The 15615-nt window shown below is 66.0% G+C and carries 14 protein-coding genes; 6 read left to right on the top strand and 8 right to left on the bottom strand.

Annotated features, from left to right (window positions below):
* Positions 1–168 precede the first annotated feature (168 nt).
* Genes LFT46_RS02185 through LFT46_RS02170 form a run of 4 tightly spaced genes read left to right on the top strand, consistent with a single transcriptional unit; the run spans position 169 to position 3688 of the window.
* Positions 169–1179 carry a Bug family tripartite tricarboxylate transporter substrate binding protein gene (locus tag LFT46_RS02185; protein WP_236821160.1) on the top strand — a complete coding sequence of 337 codons (1011 nt, stop codon included), beginning with the start codon at positions 169–171 and terminating at the stop codon, positions 1177–1179.
* Positions 1176–1679, top strand: a complete 504-nt coding sequence (locus tag LFT46_RS02180) for a tripartite tricarboxylate transporter TctB family protein (RefSeq protein WP_043451292.1) — start codon at positions 1176–1178, stop codon at positions 1677–1679. The genes LFT46_RS02185 and LFT46_RS02180 overlap by 4 nt, the downstream gene beginning before the upstream one ends.
* On the top strand, positions 1680–3299 hold the full coding sequence (locus tag LFT46_RS02175; RefSeq protein WP_236821159.1) for a tripartite tricarboxylate transporter permease: 1620 nt from the start codon (positions 1680–1682) through the stop codon (positions 3297–3299).
* Positions 3296–3688, top strand: coding sequence for a universal stress protein (locus tag LFT46_RS02170; protein WP_142131349.1), 393 nt, complete (start codon positions 3296–3298; stop codon positions 3686–3688). Before LFT46_RS02175 ends, LFT46_RS02170 begins: the two co-directional genes overlap by 4 nt.
* Positions 3689–3698: 10 nt before the next feature.
* On the opposite strand, the gene LFT46_RS02165 is transcribed toward LFT46_RS02170, so the two are convergent.
* Positions 3699–4580 carry a fumarylacetoacetate hydrolase family protein gene (locus tag LFT46_RS02165; protein ID WP_236821158.1) on the bottom strand — a complete coding sequence of 294 codons (882 nt, stop codon included), beginning with the start codon at positions 4578–4580 and terminating at the stop codon, positions 3699–3701.
* Between the two features lie 194 nt (positions 4581–4774).
* Between LFT46_RS02165 and LFT46_RS02160 the strand changes: the two genes are divergently transcribed.
* Positions 4775–5035, top strand: a complete 261-nt coding sequence (locus LFT46_RS02160; protein WP_236821157.1) for a hypothetical protein — start codon at positions 4775–4777, stop codon at positions 5033–5035.
* A 109-nt stretch (positions 5036–5144) separates the two neighbouring features.
* Here the strand turns inward: LFT46_RS02160 and LFT46_RS02155 are convergent, their stop codons facing one another.
* The 5 genes from LFT46_RS02155 to LFT46_RS02135 all read right to left on the bottom strand — a co-directional run bounded on the left by LFT46_RS02155 (position 5145) and on the right by LFT46_RS02135 (position 11694).
* On the bottom strand, positions 5145–5390 hold the full coding sequence (locus LFT46_RS02155; protein ID WP_159633722.1) for a hypothetical protein: 246 nt from the start codon (positions 5388–5390) through the stop codon (positions 5145–5147).
* A gap of 162 nt (positions 5391–5552) precedes the next feature.
* Positions 5553–7145, bottom strand: coding sequence for a histidine ammonia-lyase (gene hutH / locus LFT46_RS02150; protein ID WP_236821156.1), 1593 nt, complete (start codon positions 7143–7145; stop codon positions 5553–5555).
* 98 nt (positions 7146–7243) lie between these two features.
* The gene (gene hutU, locus LFT46_RS02145) at positions 7244–8998 is read right to left on the bottom strand and encodes a urocanate hydratase (protein ID WP_236821155.1); all 1755 of its coding nucleotides are present in this window, start codon (positions 8996–8998) and stop codon (positions 7244–7246) included.
* 126 nt (positions 8999–9124) lie between these two features.
* Entirely contained in the window at positions 9125–9982 is an 858-nt protein-coding gene (locus LFT46_RS02140; RefSeq protein WP_236821154.1) for an IclR family transcriptional regulator, read from the bottom strand.
* A 137-nt stretch (positions 9983–10119) separates the two neighbouring features.
* Positions 10120–11694 (bottom strand): HNH endonuclease signature motif containing protein, encoded by a 1575-nt coding sequence (locus LFT46_RS02135; protein ID WP_236821153.1) that lies wholly within the window; start codon positions 11692–11694, stop codon positions 10120–10122.
* Between the two features lie 231 nt (positions 11695–11925).
* On the opposite strand from LFT46_RS02135, the gene LFT46_RS02130 reads away from it, so the two are divergent.
* Positions 11926–13395 (top strand): amino acid permease, encoded by a 1470-nt coding sequence (locus LFT46_RS02130; protein ID WP_236821152.1) that lies wholly within the window; start codon positions 11926–11928, stop codon positions 13393–13395.
* Here the strand turns inward: LFT46_RS02130 and LFT46_RS02125 are convergent.
* Positions 13392–14324, bottom strand: coding sequence for a hydroxymethylglutaryl-CoA lyase (locus LFT46_RS02125; RefSeq protein WP_236821151.1), 933 nt, complete (start codon positions 14322–14324; stop codon positions 13392–13394). The genes LFT46_RS02130 and LFT46_RS02125 overlap by 4 nt on opposite strands.
* Positions 14324–15565 carry a CaiB/BaiF CoA transferase family protein gene (locus LFT46_RS02120; RefSeq protein ID WP_236821150.1) on the bottom strand — a complete coding sequence of 414 codons (1242 nt, stop codon included), beginning with the start codon at positions 15563–15565 and terminating at the stop codon, positions 14324–14326. Before LFT46_RS02120 ends, LFT46_RS02125 begins: the two co-directional genes overlap by 1 nt.
* Positions 15566–15615: the final 50 nt, after the last annotated feature.

Below are 15615 nucleotides of genomic sequence, written 5' to 3'. Positions count from 1 at the left end.
CGGGCGGGGCGCCGTGGGGTTTTGGAAACGTGAACGCAATGAACACAACTTTCTCTGCGTACACAAGAGTGATCGGCGTCACGGCCGCCCCTAGCATCGGAACCGCAAGGCATCGGAAACACAAGTCAACTGATGCTGATCAGATTTGTTTTGAGAGAAGAGGAACACATGCGCCAGATCCGCGCATTGCGAATTGCCGCCGTTGCTGCCGGCATCGCCCTGATGGCCACCGGCTGCGGTGCCACCGGCAAGAGCTCCACCGGTTCGGAAAGCACCGGCGCCGCCGCCGGACCCATCACCGGCCTGCAGATCATGGTCCCCAACTCCCCGGGCGGCGGCTACGACACCACGGCCCGCGCCGCCGCGAAGGTCCTGGACGACGCGAAGATCTCCACCAACACCGAGGTCTTCAACCTGGCCGGTGCCGGCGGCACGGTGGGCCTGGCCCGGATCGTGAATGAGAAGGGCAACGGCGACCTGGCCATGCTCATGGGCCTGGGCGTCGTGGGTGCCAGCTACACCAACAAGTCCGAGTCCAAGCTGACCTCAACCACCCCGCTGGCCCGCCTCATCGAGGAACCGGGTGCCATCATGGTCGGCAAGGATTCGCCCTACAAGACCATTGACGACCTGGTGAAAGCCTGGAAGGCCGATCCCGGTTCCATCGCCGTGGGCGGCGGTTCCTCCCCCGGCGGCCCGGACCACCTGCTGCCCATGCAGCTGGCCGGTGCCGTGGGCATCGATGCCACCAAGGTCAACTATGTGGCCTACGACGGCGGCGGCGACCTCCTGCCCGCGATCCTCGGCAACAAGCTCGGTTTTGCCGCCTCCGGTGCCGGCGAGTACCTGAAGCAGATCGAATCCGGCGAGGTCCGCGTGCTGGCCACCAGCGGCGAGAAGCGCCTGGACGGCGTGGATGCACCCACGCTGAAGGAATCCAACATCGACCTGGTCTTCACCAACTGGCGCGGCGTTGTGGCCCCTCCGGGCATCAGCGACAAGGACGAGGCTGCCCTGATCGCCGCACTGGAAAAGATGCACGGCACGGACGGCTGGAAGGAAGCACTGAAGACCCACAGCTGGACCGATGCCTTCATCACCGGTGACCAGTTCAAGTCCTTCCTGACCGAGCAGGACAAGCGCGTGGCGGATGTCCTCACCAAGCTTGGGCTGGCGTGACCTCCCTGACCACAGGTCTCAAAGGCCGCTCCGAGCTGGGAGTTGCACTCCTGCTCGGGGCGGCCGGCGTCATGGTCTTCCTGGACGCCAACGGCCTGGCAACCCCGTACTCGAAGTCCGATCCGGTCGGACCCAAAACCGTTCCGTTCATCGTGGCCGGAATGCTCGTGGTCTGCGCCGTACTGCTGGCCATCAACGTGCTGCGCGGCGGCAAGGGTGAAGCTGAAGGCGGCGAGGACGTTGACCTCACGCACCCCGCCGACTGGAAGACCGTCCTGCCACTGGCCGGGGCCTTCATCCTGAACATCCTGCTGATCGACTGGGCCGGCTGGGTGATCTCCGGAACCGTCCTGTTCTGGGGCAGCGTCCTGGCTCTCGGCAGCCGCCGCTACGTCCGGGACGGCCTGATCTCCGTCGCCCTGTCCCTGCTGACCTTCTACGGCTTTTACCTCGGCCTGGGCATCGCACTGCCGGCCGGCCTCCTGGAAGGAATCCTCTAAATGGACGTCTGGTCCTCCCTGATGGACGGCTTCGCCACCGCCCTCACCCCCATGAATTTCCTCTACGCCGTGATCGGCGTCATCCTGGGCACCGCCGTCGGCGTCCTGCCCGGCCTTGGCCCGGCCATGACGGTCGCCCTGCTGCTTCCCGTCACCTATGCCTTGGAACCCACCAGCGCCTTCATCATGTTCGCCGGCATCTACTACGGCGGCATGTACGGCGGCTCCACCACATCCATCCTCCTGAACACCCCCGGTGAATCGTCCTCGGTGGTCACCGCCATTGAGGGCAACAAGATGGCCAAGGCGGGGCGGGCCGCGCAGGCACTTGCGACGGCGGCCATCGGCTCGTTCGTCGCCGGCACCATCGGCACGGCGCTGCTGGCCGTCTGCGCACCGATCGTCGTGAAGTTCGCCGTCAGCCTCGGCGCGCCCAGCTACTTCGCCATCATGGTCCTTGCCCTGCTGGCCGTGACCGCCGTGCTGGGCTCCTCCCGGTTGCGCGGTTTCGCGTCCCTGGGCCTCGGCCTGGCGATTGGCCTGGTGGGCATGGACTCGGTCACCGGCCAGCGCCGCCTCACCTTCGGCCAGCCGCTCCTGGCGGACGGCCTGGACATCGTCGTGGTGGCCGTGGCCATCTTCGCGGTGGGCGAAGCACTCTGGGTTGCAGCACACCTGCGCCGCACTCCCCTGCATGCCATTCCCGTGGGCCAGCCCTGGATGGGCAAGTCCGACTGGAAGCGCTCCTGGAAGCCGTGGCTGCGCGGCACCGCCTTCGGCTTCCCGTTTGGCGCGCTGCCCGCCGGTGGAGCCGAGATCCCCACGTTCCTCTCCTATGTGACGGAAAAGCGCCTCAGCAAGCACCCCGAAGAGTTCGGCAAGGGCGCCATCGAAGGCGTGGCCGGCCCGGAAGCAGCCAACAACGCTGCGGCCGCCGGCACGCTGACCCCGATGCTGGCCCTGGGACTGCCCACCAACGCCACCGCGGCCGTGATGCTTGCCGCCTTCACCTCGTACGGCATCCAGCCGGGTCCGCAGCTCTTCGAGAGCCAGGGGCCACTGGTGTGGGCGCTGATTGCCAGCCTGTTCATCGGCAACTTCCTGCTCCTGATCATCAACCTGCCGCTGGCACCCCTGTGGGCCAAGCTGCTGCAGCTGCCCCGGCCCTACCTGTACGCCGGCATCCTGTTCTTCGCCACGCTGGGCGCCTACTCGGTGAACCTGCAGGCGTTCGACCTGGTGATCCTGCTGATCCTCGGCGCGCTCGGGTTCATGATGCGCCGCTTCGGGCTGCCCGTGCTGCCGCTGATCCTCGGCGTGATCCTGGGACCGCGGATCGAGGGGCAACTCCGGAAGACCCTGCAGCTGAGCGCGGGTGATCCGGCAGGGCTCTTCGGCGAGCCGATCGCCGTCGTCATCTACGTCATCATTGCCCTCATCCTGCTCTGGCCCTTCGCCTACAAGCTCTTCCGCCGCAACCGCCCGGTTGCTGCTCCTGCCGGCGGGGCGGAGTCGGGCGAGGCTGAGTCCGGCGGGGCATCAGCCCTTGCCACGGAAGCCGATGATACGGTCCACTCGAACCACACTGCCGTGTATTCCGACCATAAGGAGCGACCATGACCGTTGTTGTGGGATACGTCCCCACCCCTGAAGGCGAAGCCGCCTTGACGCAGGCCATCACCGAAGCCCGGAAGAACAACAGCACCCTGGTGCTGATCAACTCCTCCAAGGGCGAGGCAACAGTGGACAACCGGTTTGCGCCCGAAGGCGAAATCCAGGACATTGAGCAACGGCTGGCCAGCCAGGGTATCCAGTACCTGATCAAGCGGCCGGTCCGGGGCCACGACGCCGCGGCCGAGGTGCTGGACGCGGCCGAGGAACACAAAGCTGACCTCATCGTGATTGGCCTGCGCCGCCGCACCCCGGTGGGCAAACTGATCATGGGCAGCACGTCCCAGCGCATCCTGCTGGAGGCGGACTGCCCGGTGCTGGCCGTCAAGGCCGGCTGAGTCAGTCCGGCTAAACCGTGGTGGCCGCCGGCGTCCGGTACAGCTCCTGGCGCTGGCGGCCCAGGCCCTCCACTTCCACTTCCACCACGTCGCCGGGCTGGAGGTAAGGGAAGCGGCCGCTGAGGGCCACACCCTGCGGGGTCCCGGTGAGAATCACGTCGCCCGGCTCCAGCCGCATGTACTGGCTGCAGTGGTGGACCAGTGTGGCGGCGTCAAAGATGAGCTCAGCCGATGTTGAATCCTGCCGCGGCTCACCGTTCACCCAACTGCGCAGCCGCAGGTTGCCGCCGTCGATCTCTCCTGCCGGAACCAGCCACGGGCCCAGCGGCGTTGACCCGGGAAGCGATTTGCCCTTGGTCCATTGCCCTGCTGCCCCCGGCAGCTGGTACTCACGCTCGGAGAAATCATTGGCGGTGACGTAACCTGCAATGCACCCCGCCGCTTCGGCAGTGGAGCGGAGGTAAAGGGCTTCCCTCCCGATCACGATCCCCAGTTCCACTTCCCAGTCGTACCGGGTGGAGCGCGGGGGCATCGGGGCGGGGTCGCAGGGACCGGTGACAGTGTTGCTGGGCTTGAGGAACACGACCGGGATGGTGGGCGGCTCTGCCCCGGATTCCGCGGCGTGGGCGGCGTAGTTCATTCCAATTCCTACGACAGAGCCGGGGCGGGCCACGGGTGAACCAATGCGGAGCGAAGCGGCGTCTTTGATCTCCGGAAGCTCCCCCGCCTCCAGTGCCTTCCTGGCCTTGTCCAGGCCACCGGACGCAAGGAACGCACCATCCACCTCCGCAGTAAGCGGCAGCAGGCTGAAGTACCGGTCCTGTCCATCCTCGGAGGGAATTAGCACGGCGGGCTGTTCGCTGCCGGCGTCGCCCAGGCGCATGATCTTCATACCGAATTCTCCTCAAGGTCTTGGTAGGGGTCTTGGAGCCTGTAGCGGCTCCATCCCATGGTCCGTGATTCCCTGTCCCGCCTGCGAACGGACGCTTTATGACCGACCGCGGAAGAGCAGACATCTGACATATCGCTGGAGCAGTCGATAGAATATCGGAGCCATCTTGGCACGAAACACAGAAAGTTCAGTACATGACTACAGCCACTTTGGAGCGGATCCCCGCCGCTGCCGAAAGCATCGAAGGGTCCGCCCAGCGGTCCATCAGCCTGGAATTCTCCACCGCCGACGAGGTCCATGCCGGACTGGAAGACGCAGTAGCCCAGCTGATCGAGGTTGCTGCGAAAGACGCGTCCTGCGGCATCCTGGTCACCCGGGTACACCCCGGACGCTACACGGTCGCCCTGGACGACTCAGTGCCCTTCGGCGAGACGTACGAGTCCACCGCCGCTTAGCACCTGCAAAACCCTCGGCTTGCCCCCTGTGTCCCCGCACGGGGCGCCGGCAACAAAAATCCCCGCATGGCGTCTTGGCACTGCGGGGATTTTTTTGCTTCTGGCGGGACTAGCCGCGGCGGACCTGGACGCCGTCGGACTTCAGGAAAAGCTCCTTCTCCGCAGGACCTGACGGACCCGCCGGAACCAGCCAAAGGACGTTGCCGCTCTGCGACACCTCTTCCACTTCGCCGGCCGCCACCACATGCGCATGCTTGATGATCTCGACCCGGTCCCCGGCCTGGAGGGATTTCCAGTTGGATACCGCGGCGGAATGGGCATTGCGCCTCGACAGGACTGCCCCACGTGCTTTCATTTGAACTTCTACCCCTTTGTATCGTTCTGCTGCCACAGCTTCTTCGATGTGACTTTCACTACATCTTCAGTTCTACTACACTCCCGGCGCCACGGCGGACCGTGGCGCCGGAAATTCCGCCTTTCAGACGGGACTGCGGCAGGAGCTGAAGATCCTTCGGCGTCAGGCGAGGGGCCCGACGGCGGATTCGGCCGCCCGGAGCACGTCGCCTGAGGCCACCAGCCGGTCAGCCGCTTCCAGTTCCGGTGACAGGAACCGGTCCGTCCCCGGTCCTTCCACCACTTCCCGGAGAGCTGCCACGACCGCCGAACCTGCGGGCCCCGGCGTAAGGACACCTCCCGAGAGCTGGGTCCGGATATCGAGGGCCCGCGCGGAGGTCACCAGTTCGATGGCCAGCACCCGGCGAAGGTTCTCCACGGCTTTGCGAAGCTTCCGCGCGGCGTGCCAGCCCATGGACACGTGGTCTTCCTGCATGGCCGAGCTGGGGATGGAGTCCACGGACGCCGGGACGGCCAGCCGCTTGTTGTCCGATACCAGGCCGGCCTGCGTGTACTGCGCGATCATGAGTCCTGAGTCCACGCCGGGGTCTGCTGCCAGGAAAGCCGGGAGGCCATGTGAGCGGGCAGGGTCCAGCATCCGGTCGGTGCGGCGTTCGGCGATGGAGCTGAGGTCCGCGACGGCGATGGCCAGGTAGTCCAGGACGTAGGCCACGGGTGCGCCGTGGAAGTTGCCGTTGGAGCTGACCCGGCCGTCCGGGAGCACCACCGGGTTGTCGATGGCGGCGGCCAGCTCGCGGGTGGCCACCAGTTCGGCGTGGTCCACGGTGTCGCGGACGGCGCCGGCCACCTGCGGGGCGCAGCGCAGTGAGTAGGCGTCCTGCACCCGGGAGTCCCCCACCTTATGGGAGGCGACAATGGGCGAATCCGAGAGCACGCGCAGCATGTTGTCCGCACTTGCCGCCTGGCCCGGGTGTGGCCGCAGTGCGGCGTGCAGTTCGGGCAGGAACACCTGGTCGGTGCCCAGCAGCGCCTCGACGCTGAGCGCGGCGGTGATGTCCGCCGTCGACAGCAGCCGGCGGAGGTCCGCGATGGCCATCAGGAGCATGCCCAGCATGCCTTCGGTGCCGTTGACCAGCGCCAGCCCCTCTTTTTCGGCGAGGGTGACCGGCTCGATGCCGTGTTCTGCAAGCAGCTCAGCTACAGGCCGCTCGCCGGGCCCGCCGTACCTGACGCCGTCGGGCCCTTCCGCTTCGCCTTCCCCCATCAGCACCAGTGCGCAGTGCGAGAGGGGTGCCAGGTCGCCGGAGCAGCCGAGCGATCCGAACTCGCGGACCACGGGCGTGATGCCGGCATTGAGCACATCAACCATGGCCTGTAGGACCACGGGGCGGACGCCGGTGCGGCCGGAGGCCAGGGTCTTGGCGCGGAGGAACATGATGCCGCGGACCACTTCGCGCTCCACCGCCGGGCCCATGCCGGCCGCGTGGCTGCGGATCAGGGACTTCTGCAGCTGGGTGCGCAGTTCGTTGGGAATGTGCCGGTTGGCCAGGGCGCCGAAACCGGTGGAGATGCCGTAGGCGGGGACGTCGCTGGAGGCGAGGTCGTCGATGTGCGCGCGGACCTTGGCAACGGTTTCCAGGGCTTCGGGCGCGATGGTCACCTTGGCGCCCCCGCGCGCGACGGCGAGCACATCCTGGGGCGTGACGCCCGCCGGGCCAAGGGTGACGGTAAGCGGTTCGTGGGTAATGGCTGTCATTGAAATTCCTTGAAGAGGTTCCATCGACTGCTCCGTAACTGTCGTTTTCGGGACTCTAAACGACACTTACGGAGCAATCGATGTGGGGTTTGGCCGGGTCAGCTGTTTTCTGGGGCCACACGGGCAGGGTTCCCTGGCCGAGCTTGCGAGGTTAGGGAGTCCGTGGGGAGCATGGGGATGCGGACGCCGCGTTCCTTGGCAACGTCGAGGGCGCGCTCGTAGCCGGCGTCGGCGTGGCGGATGACCCCCATGCCGGGGTCGTTGGTGAGGAGGCGTTCGAGCTTCTGCGCGGCGAGGTCGGTGCCGTCTGCGACGGAGACCTGTCCCGCGTGGATGGAGCGGCCGATGCCGACGCCGCCGCCGTGGTGCAGGGACACCCAGGTGGCACCGGAGGCGGTGTTCAGCAGGGCGTTCAGCATGGGCCAGTCGGCGATGGCGTCAGAGCCGTCGGCCATGGCTTCCGTTTCGCGGTACGGGGAGGCGACGGAGCCGGAGTCCAGGTGGTCGCGGCCGATCACGATGGGTGCCTTGACCTTGCCTTCCTTGACGAGTTGGTTGAAGAGCAGCCCGGCCTTGGCGCGTTCGCCGTAACCCAGCCAGCAAATGCGAGCGGGCAGGCCTTCGAATTCCACGCGGTCCTGGGCGGCGTCGATCCAGCGGTGCAGGTGCTTGTTTTCGGGGAAGAGCTCCTTGATCGCTTCGTCGGTGACGCGGATGTCTTCCGGGTCACCGGAAAGTGCCACCCAGCGGAAGGGACCAAGCCCCTCGCAGAACAGCGGCCGGATGTAGGCGGGGACGAAGCCTGGGAATTCGAAAGCCCGCTCGTAGCCGCCCTTGCGGGCCTCGTCGCGGATGGAGTTGCCGTAGTCGAAGACCTCGGCGCCGGCATCCTGGAATTCCACCATGGCCTGGACGTGCCGTGCCATGGAGGCCTGGGCCTTCTTCGTGAAGCCCTCCGGGTCAGCTTCCGCTTCGCGATGCCATTCGTCCACGGAGATGCCCTCGGGCAGGTAGCTCAGGGGGTCGTGGGCGGAGGTCTGGTCGGTGACGATGTCCACAGTGAGCTCGCCGGCCTTGTGGCGGCGCAGGATCTCGGGGAAAACCTCGGCGGCGTTGCCCACGTAGCCCACGGACCAGCCACGGCGCTCTTCCTTGGCCTTGAGCACCTTGGCGATGGCGGTGTCGAGGTCTGTTTCCACTTCGTCCAGGTAGCGCTTGCCGGCGCGGCGGCGCAGGCGGTTTTCGTCGACGTCGACGATCAGGCAGGCGCCCTCGTTCAGGGTGACGGCGAGCGGCTGGGCGCCGCCCATGCCGCCGCACCCTCCGGTGAGGGTCAGCGTGCCGGCAAGGGTGCCGTTCTCGTCTCCGGCCAGCTTGCGGGCGATCGCGGCGAACGTTTCGAAGGTGCCCTGCAGGATGCCCTGGGTGCCGATGTAGATCCAGGAACCAGCCGTCATCTGGCCGTACATCATCAGGCCTTCTGCCTCGAGGCGGCGGAATTCGGGCCAGGTGGCCCAGTCGCCTACGAGGTTGGAGTTGGCCAGGAGTACCCGCGGGGCCCATTCATTGGTGCGGAAGACGCCGACAGGCTTGCCGGACTGGACCAGGAGCGTTTCGTCCTTTTCCATGGTTTCCAGGGTGCGGGTAATGGCGTCGAATGCGGCCCAGGAGCGGACGGCGCGGCCGGTGCCCCCGTAGACCACAAGGTCATCGGGGCGTTCTGCCACTTCGGGATCCAGGTTGTTCATCAGCATGCGCAGCGGCGCTTCGGTCTGCCAGGACTTTGCGGTGAGCTCGGTGCCGCGGGCTGCTTTGACCGGGCGGGCACCGGTGGTGAAATCGGCGGGTGCCATGATGGGCTCCTTCTGGTGATTGTCAGGTTGGGGAAAGAAGTTCTGTATCAACTAAAGCCCTTCGGATGGGGCCCTCACAGGGCTTTCATAGTTGTAGTGTCTGTTATTCCAGACGCGCGCCAGAGGCTATTTGCCGAGGCGGCCGTGGATGCGCACGGAGAGCTCGTCGGCCACTTTCTGGACGCGGGCAGCCAGCACGGGCCACTCCTCCGCGGGCAGCTTGTCCTCCAAAAAGGTGACGGCGACAGCGGCCGTGGGCCACCCCAAATGATCGGTGACGGCGGCGGCGATGGAGCCGAAGCCGGGGGTGACTTCGCCGTGTTCGGTGGCGTACCCGCGTTGCCGGACCTGGTCCAGGTGTGAGGACAGGGCCGAGTACTTCATGATGGCTCCCTCCACCTCATGTCGTGCCGTGAAGGCCACGGCATTCGGATAGAGCGCGCGCACCTGGGATTTGGGCAGCGCGGCCAGGATGGCGCGGCCGCTGGCGGTGAGGTGGCTGGGAAGGCGGACGCCGACGTCGGTCACCAGGGACGGGCGGTTCTTGGCCCGCTCCTCCACGATGTAAAGCACGTCCCGGCCGTGCAATACGGCAAGATGCGCGCTCTCGCCAATAGCGTCCACAAGGCTGGCAAGCAGGGGCCGGCCGAGGCGTGACAGCGGTTCCTGCCGGGAGTAGGCGGAGCTGAGCTCGAAGGCACTAATGCCCAGCCCATACCGCTGCTCCTCATGGAGATGCAGGACGAAGCCGTTGGCCTCCATCACCCCAAGCAGGTGATAGACGCTTGACCGCGGCAGCTCCAGGCTGGAGGCGATCTGTGACGCCGCCATGGGGCCCCGCCGCGAAGCCAGGAGCTTGAGGATGCGCAGGGTGTTTTCCGCGGCAGGAACTTTCGACGACGCCTTGGCGGATGCCCGGGACGCCTGCGTTTCGGTGTTGGGTGTTGTAGTGCCCCGTGTTGCGGCGCCTAGTGCAGTGCTCATGGAGTGGAAGGATCTTTCTGGCTAGCTCTGTCCGGTATCCCGTACTTAAGCTTGCGGCCTCTTGGACGCTCAGCGCGCCTCTTTTTGGAACCCTACCGTCTGGAATACCAGACAAGTCATCTTAGTCAGAGGCACGCTCAGCTCGAGAGAACCGGCGCTTCCATATCTTCGAAGTCCAAGAACAGCTTCCACTCCGGGCAGGGATCAGGAGGAAGCTGATCATCCAGCGGCCCCGGGTCATCCGGGACGCCTAGCTCCTCAAGCAAGCCGGGGTGTTCGGGTACGTACACGTCCGGCCACTGCAGTGCCCGTGTTGAGGTCTCCCGTTCCGAGGTGTCGCCGAACAACGCCAGGAGCCATTGCGGCCAGCGGGTTGGTTCGGGGTCGGGGCGTTCTGGGTTGTAGTGCCGTCCTGTTGGTGAGGTCCACCCGGGTGGTTCATTCTTGTTCGCCGGGTCCGGTGTCCACTGACTGTGGTGTTTGAGCCGGTGGTGTTTCGGGCAGAGTTGGGCCAGGTTGCTGACATCAGTACTGCCGCCGTATTCCCAGGCTTGGAGGTGGTCGGTTTCGTTGTCCGGGGTGCGGTTGGTGCAGCCGGGGAAGGTGCATTTTCCGTCGCGCATCCTGATCCAGCGTTTGATGGTTTCGGTGAGGCGGTAGTTCTTCTTCCCGATTTCCAGTGGTGCCCCGTCTCTGGGGTCGAACAGGACACGGTAGAAGAAGTCGGCCCCGTCGGCGACGAGTTTGCGTGCCATCGAGGCCGGAATGGGGCCGAGCCCGTCCAGTACTGCCGGCTCATCGGCCGCCCCGAGCAGCGAGAGTACCGGCACCCTGACCAGGACATCGGCCCGCGGGGTGGGTACTTCGCCGAGTTCGCTCGCTGATCCAAGGAGCTGGGAGGCTGCGATGTCGGGGCGGAGTTGGGTGAGTGTGCGTGATTCGTTGGGGCCCTGCAGGCCGCGGGCGGTGGCAGTGGTGCGGTTCCAGATGGCGCAGGCGGTGTCGGCGGGCAGGTAGAGCGCGACCCAGGCCATACCGTCCCGGTCGGGGCTGTATTCCATCCGCCGGTCAGCCACACCCTTGGCGTGGCGCTTCTCGATCGACTCGGGGTGGTGGCGTTCCCGCCACCCACGCACCTTCGCCCGGAACCGGGACGGGACAAGTTCGCCAGGGGCTGCCCCGCGGGCGGGGTGGGGAGCATCGGGGTCGAAGAAATGCGCCACCAACGCCGCCGCACCGGCCGGGTCGAGGCCCTCGGTTTCATCGGCGATGACCTTCGCGTGCTGCCACGACATATCACCGGCAGACAGAGCCCCGAACACCAACGGTAGTGAGCAGACCTTCCGGGACTGTTCCACAAAAGCACTTGCAGCGGCAGAGCTGACAGTGAGGACCCCGGCGATCTCCTCCACCGTGGACATCTCCGCGTAGGTGCGGTCGTGCAGCGACGCGTCCGGCGGCGTCATGGCCTGCTGAAACCCAACGGCTTCGGCAGCATCCCGCGCCTTCACCGCTGCAAGACGCGCTTCCAGGCGTGCCGTGACCTCCAGCCGTTCCAGCCGGATCTCATACCGCCGCTGCGGTACGTCAATGCCGGTACCAATGCAGGCACCGGAAGCCAGGGAAGCGTCCTCGAACTCCAGGGCAGCGAGGGCAGCCACCGAGGCATGAACACCCTCCAAAACCGCCCCAACACCGCTGCCGCTTGCCATACCCCTATCATCCATTGACCCACTGACATTCAGACTCCGGGGCTGCCGGCCGCCAAGCCCCCTGCAGCGCGGTCGTGCCTCAGCGCGTCAAGCCGTCTGCCGCCGTCGTACGCATCTCACGGCCAACAGTCTGTAACCGAAGACACCAACCCCGCGTGAGCCTCATCACGGCAGGGCCGGAAATGGTCTGCTGGTTACCGGCTCCCCTCCCAAAGACGAGAAGGTAACTCTATGCAACCCACCCAAACCCGGACCGAAAGTCCGGTGGAAAAGCAAAAGCCGGCAGCCGTCGTCGGACAAGCCCTTAGCCGTGGCCTGAATGTCCGGCACATCCGCTTCATGGCCCTCGGCTCGGCCATCGGAACCGGCCTCTTCTACGGCTCGGCCTCGGCGATCCAGAAAGCCGGCCCGGCAGTGCTGCTGGCCTACATCATCGGCGGCGCTGCCGTGTTCATGGTGATGCGCGCACTCGGCGAAATGGCAGTGCGGCATCCGGTATCCGGTTCCTTCAGCCAGTATGCGAGCCGCTACCTGGGCCCCCTTGCCGGCTTCGTAACCGGCTGGACGTACGTTTTCGAGATGGCCATCGTGGCGATCGCCGACGTCACCGCCTTCAGCATCTACATGGGTTTCTGGTTCCCGCAGGTGGACCGCTGGATCTGGATCCTGGCCGTCATCTGCTTCCTGGCCGCGTTGAACCTGCTCAGCGTGAGGGTCTTCGGTGAACTCGAGTTCTGGTTCTCCCTGATCAAGGTCGCAGCCATCATCGCCATGATCGCCGGCGGCGCAGCGATCATCGTTTTCGGTTTCCAGACCGCCGATTCCCCGGTCGCCCCAGGCCTGGGCAACCTGGTTGAGCACGGGGGCCTGTTCCCCAACGGCTTCGAAGGCCTCCTGGCATCCTTCGCCGTGGTGATGTTCGCCTTCGGCGGCGTTGAGACGCTGGGCATCACGGCCGGCGAGGCTGCCGATCCCAAGAAGGTCATTCCCAAGGCCGTCAACACCGTCCCCGTCCGCGTGCTGCTCTTCTACGTCCTCACCCTTGGCGTACTCATGAGCCTCTTCCCGTGGGACCAGGTGGGCACCAGCGGCAGCCCGTTCGTCCAAATTTTCAGCAGCCTGGGCATCCCGGCCGCACCGCACATCCTCAACGCGGTGGTCATCACGGCCGCCCTCTCGGCCATCAACAGCGACATCTTCGGCGCCGGACGCATCCTCTTCGGACTCTCGAACCAGGGCCACGCGCCCGCCGCCTTCGGCAAGGTCTCCCGGCACGGCGTCCCGTGGATGACTGTGGTCATGATGGCGGGCATCCTGCTGGTGGGCGTAGTCCTCAACGCTGTCATTCCGGAGGATGTGTTCCTGGTGATTGCCTCGATCGCAACCTTCGCCACAGTCTGGGTATGGGTGATGATCCTGGCGTCCCATGTGGCCATGAAGCGGGAAATCACGCGGAAGGGCCTGCCGGCGTCGGAATTCCCGTCACCGTGGTGGCCTGCGGCATCCGTGCTCACCATCGCCTTCATGGCGCTGGTGATCGCCGTCCTGGGCGCCTTCGAGGACACCCGGATCGCCCTGTACGTGGGCGCGGTGTGGCTGGGGCTGCTGGTCCTCGCCTACCGCCTGTGGATCAAAGGTGACGGACGACGGCGGGCCCACCTTGAGGACGAAACCTCGCCTCTGCCGGTGGTCTCCCCCTAGGCGGCGGCCTTGGGGAACACTCCTGCTCCGGCGAGGCCGGAGCGGGGAGCCGTCTCCACCTTGGCGCAGATCCAGCGGCCCAACTCCGTGGCTGCACGGGGGTCGATGGACGTGGAGTAGCCTGCCCGCTCCAACATCCAGGCCAAGTCCTCGGTGGAAACATTCCCGGCCGCGCCGGGCGCGAAGGGGCAACCGCCCAGGCCTCCCACGGCACTGTCAAAGACGCTGACCCCGGCAGCCATGGCCGCATAGGTATTCGCCAAAGCAGTGTGGCGCGTCTCGTGCAGGTGGGCGCGGAGCGGCACGTCCGTTTCCGATGCCAGGGCGGCAAAAACCCCGCCCACCTGCCAGGGGACGGCGCAGCCGATGGTGTCTGCTAGGGCAACTTCGGCCAACTGCGCCCTTTGAAGTGCGCTTCGAACGACGGAAAGAGCCTGTTCCCCGGGCACGTCGCCCTGGTAGGGGCAGCCAAAGGCGACGGCGGCCGTGACGGTGAGCGGGATGGCCGAAGCGGCAGCAATTCCGGACACTTCCTCAAGGGCACCGAGGGCGGCGGCCACCGTGGTGTTCTGGTTGGCCGCCGCGAAGGCATCCGTTACGGGCAGGACGTAGTTGATCTCGTCCACCCCTGCATCCACCGCCCTGTACGCGCCCCGGGTGTTCAATACGAGGCCGATGTAGCTGGCTCCCGCATCCCGCGGCACCCCGGCCATGACGGCGTCGGCGTCAGCCATCTGCGGAACCTTTTTGGGATTCACGAAGCTCACTGCCTCGATCCGCCTGGCCCCCAGGGCGATCAGCTCGTTGATCAGGCGCAGCTTGTCGTGGGTACTGACGGGAACCTTTTCATTCTGCAGCCCGTCCCGGGGACTGACATCCACGATGGAGACTGCGCCCCTGGACTTATCGCTTCCCGCAATTCCGTTCATCAGATCGCACCTTCATCCTTGGCATCCTGCAGTTCTTCGGCGCTGAGCTTGAGTAGGCCCGCGTAGACGTCGCTGTTGTGCGAACCGGGCGCCAGAGGCCCGTTCCATGCGATGCCGCCACTGGTCCGGGACAGCTTGGGGATGATGCCCGGCTGGACCACCGTCCCCAACTGTTCATCCGCAACGTCCACCAGCATCCCGCGCGCCCGCAGCTGGGGGTCCTCGAAAATGTCCTCGATGGTGCTGACGGTGCTGTTGGGAACAGAATGCCGGTCAAGGCAAGCCACCAGGTCGCCATGGCTAAACCCTGCAGCCCATTCGGCAATAAGCTGTTCCAACTCGTCCTGGTTGGCCCCGCGGGAAGCGTGGTTGCTGTAGAGGGGGTCGGAAGCCAGCTCCGGGGCGCCCATCGCGGCAGCCAGCCGCACGAACACCGAGTCCTGGTTGGCAGCGATCACCACCCACTTTCCGTCGCTGGAGCGGAAAATATTCGACGGCGCTATCCCCTTCAGTCCGGAACCGCTGGGGCCCGGCACAACGCCCGCAGCCGCGTAATCGGGCACGGCACTTTCCAAAAGGGAGAAGCAAGCCTCTACGAGGGACACGTCCACAACCTGCCCCGTCCCTCCCTTGGCATCCCGCCAGTACAGAGCCAACAGGATTCCCTGCAGCGCGTAGAGCGACGCCAAGCTGTCCCCCAAAGAGATGCCTGTCCGTGGCGGGGCCTGGTCCGGGTATCCGTTGAGGTGGCGCAGGCCGCCTCGCGCTTCGGCCACGGAAGCGTAGCCCGGCTTGTCCGCATCAGGCCCGGTCTGGCCATAGCCGGAGACCCTGGCGATCACCAGGCCGGGGTTGCGCTGCCAGAGCACTTCGGGGGAAAGGCCAAGTTTTTCGAGCGTTCCCGGGCGGAAATTCTCAAGGATGACATCGGCTTCCTTGCAGAGTTCCAGGAACAGGTCCCGCCCGCGAGGCGACTTGAGGTCCAACGTCACGCACTTCTTCCCCCTGGACTGGACTGACCACCAGAGGGTGTGGCCCTCGATCCGTGCCCGGCCCCATTCGCGCATGGGATCGGGACGGTCGGGAGACTCAATCTTGATGACCTCCGCACCGAAATCGGCCAGCTGCCGTCCCGCAAACGGGCCCGCGATGAGGGATCCGAGCTCCAACACACGCACACCGGCCAACGGGCCGCCGACCGCACCTGCGGCGGCAGCGGGATCAGGGGTAACGCCGGACATAGCGGCAACGGGCCGGGTTCCGGTCCGGGGCGCAGCTCCAGAATCCGGGT

It is taken from the genome of Arthrobacter sp. FW306-07-I, assembly GCF_021800405.1.
Lineage (GTDB): Bacteria > Actinomycetota > Actinomycetes > Actinomycetales > Micrococcaceae > Arthrobacter.
This window is presented reverse-complemented; position numbering and strand designations above follow the sequence as displayed.